The organism is Thalassospira alkalitolerans (assembly GCF_002115745.1).
GTDB lineage: Bacteria > Pseudomonadota > Alphaproteobacteria > Rhodospirillales > Thalassospiraceae > Thalassospira > Thalassospira alkalitolerans.
Genome location: NZ_JFKB01000015.1, coordinates 42,213 through 58,261, shown reverse-complemented (window position 1 = coordinate 58,261; position 16,049 = coordinate 42,213). Strand labels below are relative to the sequence as shown.

Genomic DNA, 16,049 nt, shown 5'->3' with positions numbered 1-16,049 from the left:
CTTACCGCTTCATCTTGGGATCAAGGGCATCGCGCAGACCATCACCCATCAGGTTAAAGGCCAACACGGTGACGAGGATGCAAAGGCCGGGGAAGGTAATCACCCACCAGGCCGAGCCGACAAATTCGCGGGCTTCGGCCAGCATGGTTCCCCATTCCGGCAAGGGCGGCTGTGCGCCAAGGCCAAGGAAACCAAGGGCGGCTGCATCAAGAATGGCACTGGAAACACCCAGCGTCCCCTGAACAATCAGCGGCGCCATACAGTTCGGCAAAATGTTGATGAACATCTGGCGCATGTGACCGGCACCGGCAATTTGCGATGCGATGACATATTCCTTGTTCAATTCGCCAACCACCGATGCGCGCGCCAGGCGCACATAATGGGGAAGCTGGACAATCGCAATCGCCAGCATGGCGTTTTTCAGACCCGGGCCGAGGATGGCGACAATGCCAAGTGCCAGGATCAGACTGGGCAGGGCCAGCATGATATCAATCAGGCGCATGATGGCGACTTCGACCCAGCCCCGGAAATAACCGGCAACCATGCCAAGCACGATGCCCGAAATCATCGACAGGATGACGACAAATACGCCAATCGATACCGAAAGCTGGGCGCCGTGGATCAGACGCGACAAAATGTCACGGCCAACCGCGTCGGTGCCAAGGAAATAGCGCGGATCAGCACCTTCCATCCAGATCGGCGGTTTCAGAAATGCGGTGCGGTCCTGCGCGATGGGATCATAGGGCGCAACCCATTGGGCGGTTGCCGCCAAAAACAAAATGATCACAATCACGATCAATCCGGCCAGTGCGCCCCGGTTGGTTTTGAAATAGTTCCAGGTTTCGCGCATCGGGCTGGGCGGTGCTGCCATTGGTTCAATGGCTTGCAATGCCCCTTCGGAGGCTGCGGATGGGGTAATATTATCGCTCATATCGCGGCCCTCCTTAACGTTTGTGCCGGATACGGGGATTGATTACCCCATACAGCAGGTCGACGATCAGGTTCACGCTCATCACAAGGAAGGCAATCATCAAAATACCGCCCTGAATGGTTGGATAATCGCGACGGTTCAGGGCCTCGACGATCCATTTGCCAATGCCGGGCCATGAAAAAATCGTCTCGGTCAGGATGGCACCAGCCAACAGAACGCCGACCTGAAGGCCGATTACGGTAATCACCGGGATCAATGCATTACGCAGCGCATGGACCATCACAACCCGGATCGGTGCCAGACCTTTGGCGCGCGCGACACGGATATATTCCTCGCCCAGAACTTCAAGCATCGATGATCGTGTCATGCGGGCAATCACCGCCATCGGGATCGTTCCCAAGGCAATGGTTGGCAAGACCAGATGGCTCAGCGCGCTGGTGAACGCGCCTTTTTCACCACTCAGCAATGTGTCGATCAACATGAAACCGGTGGTCGGTTCGATATAATAAAATACCGACAATCGCCCGGAAACCGGTGTCCAGCCCAGTGTCGTCGAAAAGAACATGATCAGCAAAAGCGCCCACCAGAAGATCGGCATCGAATAGCCGGTCAACGAGATGCTCATGGTCAGGTGGTCAATGATGGTGCCGCGCTTGATCGCGGCAATCACGCCAAGCGGCAGGCCGATACAAACGGCAAACAGGATGCCCATCAGACTAAGCTCGACCGTTGCCGGGAACAAAGTCATGAATTCATCAAAAACGGGTCGCTTGGTTACGAAGGATTTCCCAAGATCGCCCTGAAATACACCCAGCAGATAATTGAAATACTGGACAATGATCGGTTGATCGAAACCATATTGCGCCTTGAGCTCGGCATAGCGTACAGCATCAACGCCACGCTCCCCCGCCATCATCAGGATGGGGTCGCCGGGAATAAGGCGTATCAGGAAGAATACCAGAATGGTGACACCAAAGAAGGTCGGGATGATGTCCCCCAAACGGCGTAACAGGAATCCTAGCATGCCATCGGGCCTTTTTTGCATCCATGCGCGCGGGCGGATGGATGTCTCTCTCTTTTTTGCAAAATTGCGAAGAGGCCCGGATAAAACCGGGCCTCTTCGGCAATGTGGTGGTTCGACTTATTCTTTGATGTCGACGCCATAGAAGATGTGACCGCCAAACGGATCAATCTTGTAATCGACGACTTCATTGCGGATCGGTTCGAAAACGATCGAATGCGCGATGGTGGCCCAAGGTGCTTCACGTTTGAAGACAAGCTGGGCTTCTTCGTACAGACGGGTACGTTCAAGAACGTCAGCTGTGGTTTTTGCCTGCTGGATCAGGTTGTCGAATTCCTCGTTGCACCATTGTGCACGGTTGGAACCGCCAACGGCATCACAGCCAAGCAGAACAGCCAGGAAGTTGTCGGGGTCGCCATTATCACCGGTCCAACCAAGCATGAAGGTACCCTGTTCACCTTTTTTGGTGCGCTCAAGGTATTCGCCCCACTCGTAGGAAACGATTTCGGCTTTTACACCGATTGCAGCCCAGTCAGCCTGGATCAGCTCTGCCATGCGGCGTGCGTTCGGGTTATATGGACGCTGTACCGGCATTGCCCAGATATCGGTGGTGAAGCCTTCCGGGAAACCTGCTTCGGCCAGCATGGCTTTGGCCGCTTTCGGATCATAGGGATCATCAACGGTATCGTTGTTATAAGACCAGATGGTCGGCGGGATCGGATTTTTCGCAGCCGAACCGGCACCTTGATAAACACCTTCGATGATGGCGGCCTTGTTGATCGCCATGTTCAGTGCTTTACGAACCTTCGGGTTGGTGAACGGCTCTTTCTGGGTGTTGTAACCCAGATAACCGACGTTCAGACCTTCCTGGCTCATCAGGTTGACGTCTTTATCGGCTTCCATTGCGGGCAGATCAGCCGGGTTTGGATATGGCATGACATGGCATTCACCGGCTTTCAGCTTCTGGTAACGCACCGTGCTGTCTGGGGTGATGGCAAAGATCAGGTTGTCGATTGCCGCTTTGCCTTCCCAGTATTCCGGGAATGCTTTGTAACGAATGACGGCGTCTTTTTGGTACTGAACCAACTGGAACGGACCGGTACCGACCGGGTTCAGGTCAACATCTTCCGGCGTACCGGCTTCCATCATCTTGTCGGCATATTCACCCGAAAGGATGGATGCGAAATCCATTGCCATATTGGCAATGAACGGTGCTTCCGGACGGTTCAGAACGAATTTGACAGTGTAATCGTCAACCTTGACGATGTCCTTGACCAGATCAGGCATCGACATTGCGTTGAAGTATTCGTAAGAGCCACCGGAAACCGCATGATACGGGTGGTTCTTGTCCCACTGGCGCATGAAGGTAAAGACAACGTCATCTGCATCAAAATCACGGGTCGGGGTGAAGGCATCGGTGGTTTGGAATTTAACGCCCTTGCGGAGGTTAAAGGTATATTCCGTACCATCGGCCGAAACATCCCAGCTGGTGGCCAGACCCGGAACGATGGTGGTCGTGCCGCGTTTGAACTGTACCAGACGGTTGAAGACCTGACGCGAGGACGCGTCAAAGGTGGTCCCTGAAGTGTAAAGCGACGGGTTGAAGCCTTCCGGGCTTCCTTCCGAGCAATAAACCAGAGTTTTTGCCGAAGCGGCAGTCGGCGCAGCAAGTGCGGTGGCTGCAAGCAGACCTGCACCAAGTGCTGCTTTGACGAAATTCGCTTTCATTAAGATGCCTCCCTCAAGGCTGGCCCGAACAATTGCGCTGGTGTTTGCTGGCCTTAACGGCTCATGCGATGCATTGGCGCAAAGGGTCGGGCGGGGTTTACCCGATCCAACAGTTATGTTGGCAATCGACGAGGGAAAATAATCAGGGTTTCTGCGTATCGTCAACGCTTCCTGCGGGGTTTTACGTAGGATGACTTGAGGTGCGGAATGATGAATTTATGTCAAGTGTTTGTTATTTTTATGAAATTGACCCCCACAATTGCGTATGGGAGCCGTGCATTTTTTTCGGGGCTTGGGCCGTAAAGATGGAAAAACACATAATTTGAACGTGTTTTTCCATCTATTCTATCTTGTTGAAATCCCAAGATTCGTTTGGTCGCAGAACAGCTTAGAATGATTATTTGTGTGCAATGCGATCATTCAATAAACCAATTTGCGCGATTTCCGTGTTCCACGCCGTAACAAAACGATAAATATCCTCACCCAGGGACGGCCAAGGATAAAACAGCGCCCCCGCATCGCGTAATTGTTGCGCCAGTTCCGGGGCAAGCTTTACGAATAACTCGTTGGCATCGGCATTATGTGCCAGCGTCGCACCATGTGACACAAGCATATCGCAAAGGGTTTTCGCCGCGCCATTGGCATGGCGGGCATTGTTAAGCCAGACATCGCCGCGGATATAGGCCAGAAGTTGGGACGCCAGATAGCGATGCTTGGAATAAAGATGGCCGCTGCGTTTGCGCGCCTGTTCGACCTTGCTGCGCAATGACGTGTCAAACAGGACAATCGCATCCACCGCCATCGCGCCGTTTTTGGTCGCCCCAAAACTGATTGCATCAACCCCGGCCTTCCAGGTGATATCGCCCGGATGGCAACCAAGATGGGCGAGCGCATTGGCAAATCGTGCGCCATCCATAAACAGGCGCAAATCGCGTTTTTTGCAAATCTCGCCAATCGTCTGAACCTCGCGCGCGGTATAAACCGTGCCCAGTTCGGTCGCCTGCGTAATCGCCACACATTCCGGGGCAACTGAATGCACACCGCGATCCACCCGGCTGGCCAGAAACGCATCAAGGCTTTTGGCTTCAAGTTTCGCCGCCGGACCGTCAAGCGGCATCAATTTTGCCCCGCCGGTAAAGAACGCAACGCCCGTGCTTTCATCTTCGTTGATATGGGCTTCGGGGTGGCAAACGATCCCGCCAAACGGGGACACCAGCGCCGACAGGCTGATGCAATTTGCCGCCGTCCCGGTGGCAACCGGCACCACGGCAACATCGGTGTCAAACAGCTTGGAAAAAGCAGTGTCAAGCTGCGCACTTGTCGCGTCACTGCCATAGGCCGGGGCATTGCCACTGGCCTCGGCATTTAAGGCATCAAGGATTTCGGGGCATTGGGGCGATACATTGTCAGAGGCAAAATTCATCGAACGGTTCCGCTATTATCTGGTGGCGTGGATGCGGGCGCCAAGGATTAAAGCCCGCCTCTCACTTATTTGGTCCTGACCCTAAATGCGATGGGTTCGAATGGCAATGATGCCTATATCGTTTGTGGCAAAGCACGGATTGCCTCGATCGGGCTGTTCCATGACGCGACAAAGCGCCAGGCATCCGGGCCAATTGATGGCCAGGGGCGAAACACCAGACCGGCCTTGCGCAAATGCTCGGCCAGCTCATCCGTCATATGCATAAAAAGCTCATTACCCTGCGGGGTAAAGGCCGCCCGCGCGCCAAGTGTTTCAAGGGCGCGGCAAAGTGCCTGTGCGGCTATATTGGCATGGCTGGCATTGCGCAGCCAAAGGTCGTCTTTCACATAGGCCAAAAGCTGGACTGCGAGGTAACGATGCTTGGAAAACAGATGCCCGCCGCGCTTGCGGGCTTTTTCAACCCGACCACGCAGGGACGGATCAAACAGGATGATCGCATCCACCGCCATTGCGCCATTTTTGGTTGCGCCAAAACTTAAAACATCCAACCCGGCCTTCCACGTGATATCGGCGGGATGGCACTCAAGGGCCGCCACCGCATTGGCAAACCGCGCCCCGTCCATAAAGAATTTCATGCCGTGATCGCGGGTTGTTTTGCCAATCGCCTGCACTTCGTCCACGTCATAGATCGTACCAAATTCGGTCGCCTGTGTGATGGCAACACATTCCGGATCGACCGAATGCATGCCATGGGTATTTTCGCGAGCCAGAAACGCATCCAATGTCGCGGGTTCCAGCTTGCCCGATGGGCCATCCATGGTCATCAGCTTTGCCCCATTGCCATAAAACGCCACCCCGGTCGATTCCGTGCGGTTGATATGTGCGGCCTCATGGCACGCCACCCCGCCAAATGGCGATACCAGTGCCGATAACCCGACCAGATTGGCCGCTGTTCCCGTCGCCACCGGCACCACCGCAACCGTGGTCCCGAACAGATCGGAAAACGCCGCGTCAAGTTGCCTGCTGGCATCATCGGCCCCATAGGGCAGGGCCGCCTCGCTGGCTGCACCAATTGCGGCAAGGATTTCCGGGCAAATCGGTGACACATTATCAGACGAAAAATTCATCGGGGCCTCGTGAATGGGGAACTGGGCTGTGAGCCGTGAGCCGTGGCTTGGAAGAGCTTCCTGCGATCACATCATAAAATCAAGGGGGTGGTTACTTGCTTGTGGCGATGAAAACGCCATCCCAATCTTCGGGCGGTGGGGTATTGCGAAATGCCGCAATGCGGTCGCGATACATATTATAAAACGTGGTCAGATCAACCTGATCCATCAAGTCCGAGGCGATCAATCGGCATTCATGGGTCAAAGTTTCGGCACCGTCCCAATCCTGATCGCGATACCGGGCGATCATATCGCCATGTTTCTGGCGCAAAACCCCGAACCCATCCTCATGGGCCAAAACATCATCACCCAGCAGGGTGAAAATACGCACCGCTTCGGTTTTGCCCTTCACGGTAATCAGGTCCAGTTCAAGCACGGCAAATCGATCCCCGACCTCGCGGGCGGTTTCCGCCCCGATAACAATGCCAACCCCGTAATTCTTGGATTGGCTTTCAAGCCGCGCTGCCAGATTGACCGCATCGCCGAGGACCGAATAATCAAACCGTTGATCCGATCCCATGTTGCCGACAAGGCAATCACCGCTATTGATCCCGATGCCGACATTCAGTGGCAGGTAATCAATGCCGTCCTCGGCGGCTTCCTCGGCCCGGCGCGCATTAAGGTGCCCAAGCGCATCAAACATCGCCAGCGCACTCTGGCACGCATGACCGGCATGGTCGGGCACATCAAGCGGCGCATTCCAGAACGCCATGATGCAATCACCCATATATTTATCGATGGTGCCTTCATGATCCAGGATCGCCTTGCTAAGCGGGGTCAGTAACCGGTTGATCAGCCGGGTTAATCCTTGCGGGTTGGATTTGAACCCCTCGGAGATCGCGGTAAATCCCCGCACATCGCAAAACAGCAATGTCATGTTGCGGGTTTCCCCGCCCAGTCTCAACCGTTCGGGATGGCGGGCAAGTTGTTCGACCAGTGCCGGGGATAAATAGTTGCCAAAGGCCGCACGCACCTGATTGCGTTCGCCTTCGGTGCGCATAAAGCCGATGGAACTGGCAATCAGATAGACCGCGATCAGCGATATAGCAGCATAGACCGGATCAATCAGAATCTGATGGCTGATATAGGCCCACCAGGAAAAACCAATGGCGGCAATGGTCATGCTGCCGCCAATCAGGGCCGGCCAAACCGCGCCAAGCCGCGGGATCGCCAGCACAAAGAACATCCCGACCAGCAACAGGACAAGTGTTTCAATCTCGGCAATCCAATAGGGCCGGGTCAGGAATTGCCCCAGCAACATCTGTTCAAGCATTTCAGCATGAACTTCCACACCGGGCAGAACCGGATCAAGGGGGGATGAGCGCAAATCAAGCAACCCCGCCGCACTGGTGCCCACCAGAACAACCGTGTTTTCCAGTGCCCCCACCGGCAGGCTGCCATCTAACACGTCAGCCGCCGATATATAACGATCTGGCCGATGTCCGGTAAAATGAACCCACATCTGGCCTGATTGATCGGTCGGAATGGTGGCTGCCCCAACGCGGATGGCGCTGACACCTTCGGATGTGGTCCAGCGGGTTGTGCCACTTGCCCCGGATAACCGTACATTCATGGTGCGCGGCGCATTCTGAAGGACACGGAAAACTTCCATCGACAGGGTCGGATAGACCGGTTTGCCGATTAAAGGTTCGTCATGATCAAGGGCCAGCATCAAGGGCACGCGGCGCACCACCCCATCCTGTTCCGGCGATACATTGATCAGCGCATTGCCTGCGGCGGCGTCTTCAATTGCGGCAAGGTTGGTGGTCGCACCGGGCAAGACTGGAATAAAATCGGCAAGCTGCCGACCGGTTTCGCCACTGACACTGAAATTGCCAACCTGGCGTGGCAGCGTTTCAAATGGCTGGGTGGTCAGTTGAACGGCGGTAACGATCTGCCCGACACCATTGATAAACTCGGCAAACAACAGATCATGATCGGGCAGGGTTTCGGCAAGTTTTTCAAGTTCTTTGGTGTTATCGGTTTTGGGCCAGTCATGAACAACCCGCGCCGGTGATGTCCGATCAGGTTCGGCAAACACCATATCAAAACCAACCACCTGCGCCCCGGCCAACCGCAACCGGTAAACCAGTTCCGCCAGTCTTGTGCGCGGCCAAGGCCACTGACCCATTTTTTCAAGGCTTGGCTCATCAATATCGATGATCCTGACACCGACATCTTCAAAGTCACGCGGGGCAATCCTTTGATAGGTATCAAACACCGACATCCGCAATTGCCCGACCAGCGGCACGTCCTGCCAGCGCAGAACCACACATGCCAAAAGAACCGCCAGCGGCACCAGATAATGCAGCCATAACAGGATGCGCGTGCGTGATAGGCGCCTGGATGTGTTTGGTTGGTCGGTCACGTCAGTGCTTTTGTTAAGGCGACAAAGTTTCACTGCCCGAAGCTCCGGCAGGTTCAGCAGTGGTCTTTACATTGAAATCGACGTTGTAGGCATCAGTGAATGTTGCAGTTGCATTGCAACCTAATGCGGTGCAATTTGGATCTGTTTTGAATGCTGATCCAGTAAATGAGGCGGTTCCGGATGCTATTTCATAGTTAAATGGCGATTGAAAATATGCATTCCCTGTGTATGCTTCTGAATGATCATTAATATTGGAAAAACTGATATCAATAGTGTGATTTGCATAATCTATATCAGTTCTGAATGTATATGCGATGTTTCCATTATCGACACTTATATCGCCGGTGCTTGCCGATCCTAGACTGACTTGCCGCATTCCGTCAAAAGTAAACGGGCTGCTGCTACTACCGCCGCCGCTCGAACTGGCGCTTTCTTCGACATTGTTCAGTATCGATGCCGTTTCCTGCTGACTGCTGCCAGCATGGGTGTTTGAAACCTGTGCCATGGCGACGTCAAGCGTCGATGCCATGGCTGACCCGGTTTGGGTTGTGGCCTGACGTGTCTGTTGGCGGCTGATCGGGGTTTTGCGGGCCGGTTGAGTGGTGCCTGCCGTGCTGCTTGGTCCGTCAATTTGCGTATTCGATGCCGTGCGAACCAAGGCACTGGAAAAATCAAAGGTCGCCAGACTTACCGGGAACCGAACCGGGTCGCTGACGGTATTGCTGCCAACAAAGACACCGAAATTCTCGCCGGTGACATTCTGGCTGTTGCCGTTCTGATCAAAGACGGCAAAGGCACCGGGGCGCGATGTTGTGTCATTGCGCGATAGGCCCGGTCCCTGATTGACCGCCATGAAAATCAACGGCGATGCGCCATTGCCATCATCGCTGGTCGCGGCGGTCTTAAAACTGCCGGGCGCAATCTGGTTGGCTTCCTCGGCCGAGACGGATCGGATCAAACCAATGGTGCCGCGAATGCCAATTGATCCGACCGGAAGGTTGATATCCATGCTCGACGGGTTCTTAAGCGGAATTTTTCCGGTGACAAAGCGCACAATACCGCGCGCCATATTGGCAACGATCTTGCCATCCCCGGTGATCGGGTCATAAACGAATTCATCAATGGCAAGGGCGCTGTTCGGGCCGATGGTAAATACCGTTTCATCCATCAGAAGGATCTGCATGCCCGAATTGGCCGAGGTCGTAATGCGATCGCCAAGGTAAACCGGCATGCCGCTTTCGACCAGAATGCCAACCTCGCCAACCGATTGTGCCAGAAGCACTTCACCTTTAACCGCAGCCGAAACGCCGGCCATTTCACCGCTGCGTTCGGCCTGTGCCATTGTGGCGCTGGTCAGAAATACAAAACCCGAAACCACCGCAATCCGGAAGTGTTGCGTCCATTTTACGCAACGGGGGGCGAAAATTGCAAATACCGACATCCCTAGAACTCCCACCGGCGTGTCAGGAAAATCTGCGCACGCGCGTTATGATATTCGTAGTTGGGAATGTTTGATTTTGTATCAAGATATTCCCCCGTGACCGACCAGTTTATCGGTGCCAGAAAGGCATATATCTGACCTGCTGTGTTGCTATCCCCAAACCCGTCATCTGGCATCAATTGTGAAAGTGGCGCGCCATAGGTCAGCCGTAATCTTGTACTGCGATCCATTCGGTGTTGCGGCGAACTGCCGGTCACCAAAGAGTCAGGATCCCTATATTGATCAAGGCCATAGCGAACACTTCCGCTAATGTAGCTTCCCCCGCCAAATAGATAAGCATGGATCAGCTCGGTACTCAAGCTATCGTAACTGTAATAATTACGAGCCGCTTCTTTTTTACCACCATTCAGATTAAGCGTGGTGCGGTTTGACGGGCTCCAGGCATAATTTGCGCCGGTCCGCGCCCCGTATCGCTGGCCGGAATGCAGGCGAAGCGCGCTTGATTCAGATGTGTTCTGATAACGTTCATCGGCATAGCTGACCTCGGCAAACAGATTGGTATCGGGCCGAATGTTCCAATCTGCGCGCAAACGGCCGCCGCGCGATGTCAGGTACTTTTCGCGCGAAAGCGATTGTGTCGTGTGATTAAGGCTTGGTGTCAGGCTGAAATATCCGCCCCTGATCCGCGCGCCAAGATCAACCGAAAGCGACCCAAGATCAAGCGCGTCAAGCTGAACCTGATCGCTGCCATATCCGGTAACGGCGGCAAAAACTTCGTGACCTTCCTGATAGCCCAGATCGTAACTGATATCGTAGCGCAGCGCCCCGATATAGGCGATGTCGTTCTTTGGCTTGTCTTGACTTGCGGTGATATTGCTCAGCGTGCCGGTCACAAGTTGCTGCTTGTCGGATGCGGCGGCATTGCGGTTGCTGTCGATCTGACTGCCCAGTGACAGGGTCAGATATTGATGCAGGCGCGCACGCCTGCGTTCAATGGCATCAAGGTAACGGTCAATATCGGCGGCAACCTCGGGCGATACCGGCATGCTGCGCAGGCGTTCGAACTGGGCGCGGGCTTCGTCAAGGCTATCAAGACGATATAGCACAATCGCGTAATAAAGCCGCACCACCGCCAGATCGGGATCAAGAACAAGAACGCGTTCCAGTGTGGCCGATGCCCCGCGCACATCACCACGGGCAATTTGCGCCTTGGCCCAGCGGAAATTCAAAACAACATCATCGGGATTGGTCAAAACATCCGCAAAGCTGATTTCGCGGCCATCATCGGTCTGAAGCAACAGGCGTGACCGTTCCGCCGCATCGACGATTTGTCCAAAATCATCAATAAAATTCCGGGCTTCGTCCGTTCGGACATCCGCACCTTGTTGGGCATTCGCCGATTGCAGTCCCGCAATCAACATACCAAGTACCGCACAACAGGCCGTGCCATACCGCCAGTTAAAACAATTCAAGAATTCCCCCAAGCCACATATCGGATTGCTTTTCCCGCAGGCCCCACCTGAGCGTCGTATATTTCGACGTTACCGGAACGCAATCGTGTTTCATTTCGTGGCCGACAGATTATGGGCTATCTGGTCAAGAGGAAAGTCATTCTATTGGACGTGAATGAGGGGGGGTATTGTTGATTGTACCTATCCTAAAGTAGATAACCCCGGGAAAATCCCGGGGTTATCTTGCAAAAATCAGTTAAACTTTTGGGTTAGACGGCGGTGCCGCCAACCGTCAGGCCATCAATCCGAAGTGTTGGTTGACCAACACCCACCGGCACACCCTGGCCATCCTTGCCACACGTCCCGATACCTTCATCAAGTTCCATATCGTTGCCGATCATGGAAACCTTGGTCAGGCTGTCGGGGCCATTGCCGATCAGGGTCGCGCCCTTGACCGGGGCACCCAGTTTGCCGTTTTCAATCAGATAGGCTTCCGAGGCCGAAAACACGAATTTGCCCGATGTGATATCGACCTGACCACCCGCGAAATTAACCGCATAGATGCCCTTTTTGACCGATGCCAGAATTTCGCCCGGGTCTTTATCCCCGCCCAGCATATAGGTATTGGTCATGCGTGGCATCGGCGCATGGGCATAGGATTGACGTCGTCCATTGCCGGTGGATTTAACCCCGGTAAGGCGCGCATTCAACCGATCCTGCATGAAGCCTTTCAGGATGCCATCCTCGATCAGAACCGTTCTTTGGGTCGGTGTGCCTTCATCATCGATCGAAAGCGACCCGCGCCGATCATGGATCGTGCCATCATCCACAACCGTGACGCCGGGCGATGCAATCCGCTGGCCCAAAAGCCCGGCAAAGGCCGATGTGCCCTTGCGATTGAAATCACCCTCAAGCCCATGGCCGATGGCTTCATGCAACAAAATCCCGGGCCAGCCCGGGCCAAGCACAACGGTCATCTCGCCCGCCGGGGTGGCAACCGAGTCAAGGTTCAGCGTTGCCTGACGCAATGCTTCATCAACAGCCGATTTCCAGGTTTTTTCATCAAAGAACCCGTCATAGCCAATGCGCCCGCCCTGACCATGTGATCCACTTTCCATGCGGTCGCCCTGTTTGACGACGACGGAAACATTAAACCGCACCAGCGGGCGAATATCGCCAATCCGCTGGCCGCCACTGCGCCAGATTTGCACCGCCTGCCAATTGCCCGAAATCGATGCCGAAACCTGTGCAACACGCGGGTCTTTGGACCGGGCATAGGCATCAACCTTGCCCAGCAAATCAACTTTGGCCTCAAACGATGCTTCGCCCAGCGGATTGATGTCGGAATAAAGCGACACATTGGTGCCAATTGATCCCAGATCAACCTTGCCCGACCGACCTTGCCCAACCGCCTTGACGGTCTCGGCCGCCCGGCCAACCGCGTCATTGGAAAGCTCGTTGGAATGGGAAAACGCGGTGGCTTCATCGGCAACCGCGCGCAGGCCAAAACCCTGTGCGGTATCAAAATTGGCACTGCGCAGCCGTCCGTCATCCCATGTCAGGCTTTCCGACTGGCGGTATTCAAGGAAAAGTTCCCCGTCTTCTGCGGTGCTAAGCGCATCATTGACCTGATTTTCAAGCCGCTCGCGATCAAGGTCGCCCTTGGCGAAAAACAGGCTGTCGGTTTTGCTCAGATCGGTCATGGAACCTCCTTGCGGGCGTGATAGCGGCCGGATCGTGGCCATACGGGGACATACCCTCAAAGATAGAAGCAATTGTGACAGTATTTTCCCTTATGGTTTCAGGGCTATCTGCCAGCTTTCACTTTCGTCTATATAAAGAGTACAGCCGGGGCACGCCCCGACACGCTTTATATAGACCGCAATGGCCAATTATGAAAGCCCGAGGCAATGTTTGTTGAACACCCCCAGCGCGTCGCCCTGCATAACGAAATCCATGCCCGGCCGTTTGGCGGGGTGCAAAGCCCGGCCCGATGCAGCTGCATTGCCTTTCAGGCTGGCGAAGAGCTTGACGCCGATGTCCGCGATCATTTCAAGGGCTTTTGCCAGCGTTACAGTTTAACGCCCCCGGCCCCGGATCAGAAATATTACGAAGGCCAATGCGATGGCTTTGCCGTGATTTGGGAACGTCATGCTGAATTCACCGTCTATGTCTTTAAACGCCAGGCCGAATTTGACCATCCCTTTGATGATCCGGTTTTAAACCTGATCCCCGAAGATTGGCTGGCAACCACACCGGGCCAACTTTTGGTCGGCCTGCATATTGCCATGGACCGCGAAGACCGCAGCCCGGATGAAATTTCGCGCCTGTTTGATCATAATGGCCTGACCGGGGGGCGGGTGATGGGCGGCACGGCCATGGTCTGGACCGATTTTCGCCTGCATGGCGATGGCTTCGGGCGGATATTGATCCGCGATCAGGGCCTTGAAACCCTGCAGGCCGGGCGGTTGATCCAGCGCCTCAAGGAAATCGAAGTCTATCGCATGATGGCGTTGCTCGCCTTTCCGCTGGCCCATTGCGCGACGCCCAAGGTCTCGGAAATCGATACCCGCCTGTCGGTGATTACCGCCGAAATGGCCAGCAAATCCCACACCGACGACGAAGGCGCCCTGCAAAAACTGACCGACCTTGCCGCCCAGACCGAAGAAATGGCCGCCTCGCTGAATTACCGGTTCAGTGCCGCCCGCGCCTATTACCGCATCGTGCAGGCCCGTTTGGTCGAACTGCGCGAAGACCGCATCGAAGGCCTGCAAACCATCACCGAATTCATGGAGCGCCGTTTGGCCCCGGCCATGCGCACCTGCCAAAACATCGGCGACCGCCTCGAAGTCCTGTCAAAACGGGTGGCACGCGCCAATAACCTGCTGCGCACAAGGGTCGATATCCTGCTCGAAGCCCAAAACCGCGACCTGCTCGCCAGCATGGACCGCCGCGTCAAATTGCAACTCCGTCTGCAACAAACCGTCGAAGGCCTGTCGGTTGCCGCCATCACCTATTACGCCGTCGGGCTTCTGGGATATCTGTTCAAGGCAATCAAAGACGCCGGGGTTCCCATCAACGACCGCCTCGCCACCGGCATCGCCGTGCCGGTCGTCCTTGCTGCCATCTGGCTTTCCATGCGCCGCATCAAAAATGCGCTGCATCGCGACGAGGGGTAAGGGTGTTTGGAGAACTCTTTTTCTTGATGTCCGTCAGGCTCATAACTTGAAGGCTGAGAGCGTTAAGAAAATGTGCCAGTGGCACATTTTAGCTCGAAGGTCGAGCACGGCAAAGCCGCGCGCAGACTGCATCGGACCGCAAACTCCACAATCTCCGTTCTCAGATGCCCCCGTGCGGCAAGCATAAGCTGAATGCTAATTAATTAAATCTGTCCCCGTTTTTGTGTCCCCGTTTTTGAAATCTAAATCTGTCCCCGTTTTTGAAATCTCGTCCAATATGTCCTGGATAGCTCCAAACATATTAACCGCGCCATTTGCTGTTTTAATAGAGCCAGTAACCGTACTATCAATTTTATCCGAATTATCTGAGCTCATGTTATTCACTCCTGAATTGGCTTATGCTGTATTAGAAATATTTCCCGACACTTTTTATACTCTGGAGATAAAAAAACATCCCTCTCACGAACAGTAATAATAGACTTACAGTAAAAGTCATCATAGAAAGCATAAACACTACAAACGCTATCATTGTGATTATCGCAAAACATCAAAGGGCTTTCTTTATCTAAGCTCTTATGTTCTCTAATCCAATCAGTAATTTTTAATAATTCAAATTCATTGGAATATTCATTTGCTTTAATGTAATCATTTATAGGAAGATAAAAATAATTCCCTATACTCATATCAAAATCATTAATTATGCATCCACTATTTCTGAAATAAAAAATAAAATTCAAAAAATGAGGATCATAATAGAATCCTTTTTTTACAGAATCTTTCTGAAGTCTGCTTAAATCATAGCACCCATTTTTAATCATTCTCCTCATAGAAAAAAAGAACATTCCATATCTATGACTATAATTATAAGAAAAATGAGATATAGCATCCGCCAGATGTCCATCTTCATATATATATCTCGCTGAAGCAAGATAACCGGCATATGGATTTCCAAGCTTCGCAGATTGAATAAGAAACTCGATAGAATCTTCCTTATCCCCGTCCCCCCTTGGCCTAGATGCATTAATAAAATAAGACTTTAAAAGAGAGTAATCATCATCCTCAACAGGAGATCTTAATAAATCAATCTGATCATCAGTAAAATCTATTAATCCAGAGAAAAACAGTCCTTGCAGATAAGACTTAAGATAATCATCTCCACCCAAAGCACACTCATACATCTTTGGAACATTATTAAAATCAACCTTTTCCGTGAAGGTTGAGTCCTTGAGTGAGCTACAATCTTGAGCATATGAATCTAGAGAAATGGTCAATAATCCAATTCCAATAAACACGGTTAAAAGCACACTCACGACAAACTTATTGTGAAAAGGCACTGACATA

Annotated in this window: 12 protein-coding genes; 1 reads left to right on the top strand and 11 read right to left on the bottom strand. The window is 53.4% G+C overall.

All coding sequences use genetic code 11. From position 1 onward, the window contains the following. Nucleotide 1 precedes the first annotated feature (1 nt). The 9 genes from TALK_RS17845 to tldD all read right to left on the bottom strand — a co-directional run bounded on the left by TALK_RS17845 (nucleotide 2) and on the right by tldD (nucleotide 13,232). Entirely contained in the window at nucleotides 2–931 is a 930-nt protein-coding gene (locus TALK_RS17845) for an ABC transporter permease subunit (RefSeq protein ID WP_085620506.1), read from the bottom strand. A gap of 13 nt (nucleotides 932–944) precedes the next feature. Next, nucleotides 945–1,955: an ABC transporter permease subunit gene (locus TALK_RS17840; RefSeq protein WP_085620535.1), complete on the bottom strand. Its 1,011-nt coding sequence runs from the start codon at nucleotides 1,953–1,955 to the stop codon at nucleotides 945–947. A gap of 117 nt (nucleotides 1,956–2,072) precedes the next feature. Beyond that, entirely contained in the window at nucleotides 2,073–3,680 is a 1,608-nt protein-coding gene (locus TALK_RS17835) for an ABC transporter substrate-binding protein (protein WP_085620505.1), read from the bottom strand. Between the two features lie 397 nt (nucleotides 3,681–4,077). Further along, a complete protein-coding gene (locus TALK_RS17830) occupies nucleotides 4,078–5,103 on the bottom strand; it encodes a threonine aldolase family protein (protein ID WP_085620504.1) in 1,026 nt (341 codons plus the stop codon). Nucleotides 5,104–5,216: 113 nt separating this feature from the next. Further along, a complete protein-coding gene (locus TALK_RS17825) occupies nucleotides 5,217–6,230 on the bottom strand; it encodes a threonine aldolase family protein (RefSeq protein ID WP_085620503.1) in 1,014 nt (337 codons plus the stop codon). A gap of 91 nt (nucleotides 6,231–6,321) precedes the next feature. Beyond that, entirely contained in the window at nucleotides 6,322–8,670 is a 2,349-nt protein-coding gene (locus TALK_RS17820; protein WP_245830025.1) for a CHASE2 domain-containing protein, read from the bottom strand. Further along, complete coding sequence (locus TALK_RS17815; protein WP_085620502.1) at nucleotides 8,651–10,078, bottom strand: FecR family protein; 1,428 nt, start codon at nucleotides 10,076–10,078, stop codon at nucleotides 8,651–8,653. The genes TALK_RS17820 and TALK_RS17815 overlap by 20 nt, the downstream gene beginning before the upstream one ends. A gap of 2 nt (nucleotides 10,079–10,080) precedes the next feature. Next, the gene (locus tag TALK_RS17810) at nucleotides 10,081–11,550 is read right to left on the bottom strand and encodes a tetratricopeptide repeat protein (protein WP_245830024.1); all 1,470 of its coding nucleotides are present in this window, start codon (nucleotides 11,548–11,550) and stop codon (nucleotides 10,081–10,083) included. Nucleotides 11,551–11,798: 248 nt separating this feature from the next. After that, nucleotides 11,799–13,232 (bottom strand): metalloprotease TldD, encoded by a 1,434-nt coding sequence (gene tldD / locus TALK_RS17805; RefSeq protein ID WP_085620500.1) that lies wholly within the window; start codon nucleotides 13,230–13,232, stop codon nucleotides 11,799–11,801. 207 nt (nucleotides 13,233–13,439) lie between these two features. Here tldD and TALK_RS17800 point away from each other — a divergent pair, with 207 nt between their 5' ends. Continuing rightward, entirely contained in the window at nucleotides 13,440–14,708 is a 1,269-nt protein-coding gene (locus TALK_RS17800) for a DUF3422 family protein (RefSeq protein ID WP_085620499.1), read from the top strand. A 195-nt stretch (nucleotides 14,709–14,903) separates the two neighbouring features. On the opposite strand, the gene TALK_RS17795 is transcribed toward TALK_RS17800, so the two are convergent. Then, entirely contained in the window at nucleotides 14,904–15,083 is a 180-nt protein-coding gene (locus TALK_RS17795) for a hypothetical protein (RefSeq protein WP_085620498.1), read from the bottom strand. A gap of 5 nt (nucleotides 15,084–15,088) precedes the next feature. After that, the gene (locus TALK_RS17790; RefSeq protein WP_085620497.1) at nucleotides 15,089–16,048 is read right to left on the bottom strand and encodes a hypothetical protein; all 960 of its coding nucleotides are present in this window, start codon (nucleotides 16,046–16,048) and stop codon (nucleotides 15,089–15,091) included. Nucleotide 16,049 lies beyond the last annotated feature (1 nt).

What these genes read in the sequence shown, in the direction of transcription:
- TALK_RS17835 (WP_085620505.1), bottom strand. Translation starts at nt 3,680, where the DNA reads ATGAAAGCGAATTTCGTCAAAGCAGCACTTGGTGCAGGTCTGCTTGCA.
- TALK_RS17790 (WP_085620497.1), bottom strand. Translation starts at nt 16,048, where the DNA reads ATGTCAGTGCCTTTTCACAATAAGTTTGTCGTGAGTGTGCTTTTAACC.
- TALK_RS17815 (WP_085620502.1), bottom strand. Translation starts at nt 10,078, where the DNA reads ATGTCGGTATTTGCAATTTTCGCCCCCCGTTGCGTAAAATGGACGCAA.
- tldD (WP_085620500.1), bottom strand. Translation starts at nt 13,232, where the DNA reads ATGACCGATCTGAGCAAAACCGACAGCCTGTTTTTCGCCAAGGGCGAC.
- TALK_RS17830 (WP_085620504.1), bottom strand. Translation starts at nt 5,103, where the DNA reads ATGAATTTTGCCTCTGACAATGTATCGCCCCAATGCCCCGAAATCCTT.
- TALK_RS17840 (WP_085620535.1), bottom strand. Translation starts at nt 1,955, where the DNA reads ATGCTAGGATTCCTGTTACGCCGTTTGGGGGACATCATCCCGACCTTC.
- TALK_RS17845 (WP_085620506.1), bottom strand. Translation starts at nt 931, where the DNA reads ATGAGCGATAATATTACCCCATCCGCAGCCTCCGAAGGGGCATTGCAA.
- TALK_RS17800 (WP_085620499.1), top strand. Translation starts at nt 13,440, where the DNA reads ATGTTTGTTGAACACCCCCAGCGCGTCGCCCTGCATAACGAAATCCAT.
- TALK_RS17795 (WP_085620498.1), bottom strand. Translation starts at nt 15,083, where the DNA reads ATGAGCTCAGATAATTCGGATAAAATTGATAGTACGGTTACTGGCTCT.
- TALK_RS17825 (WP_085620503.1), bottom strand. Translation starts at nt 6,230, where the DNA reads ATGAATTTTTCGTCTGATAATGTGTCACCGATTTGCCCGGAAATCCTT.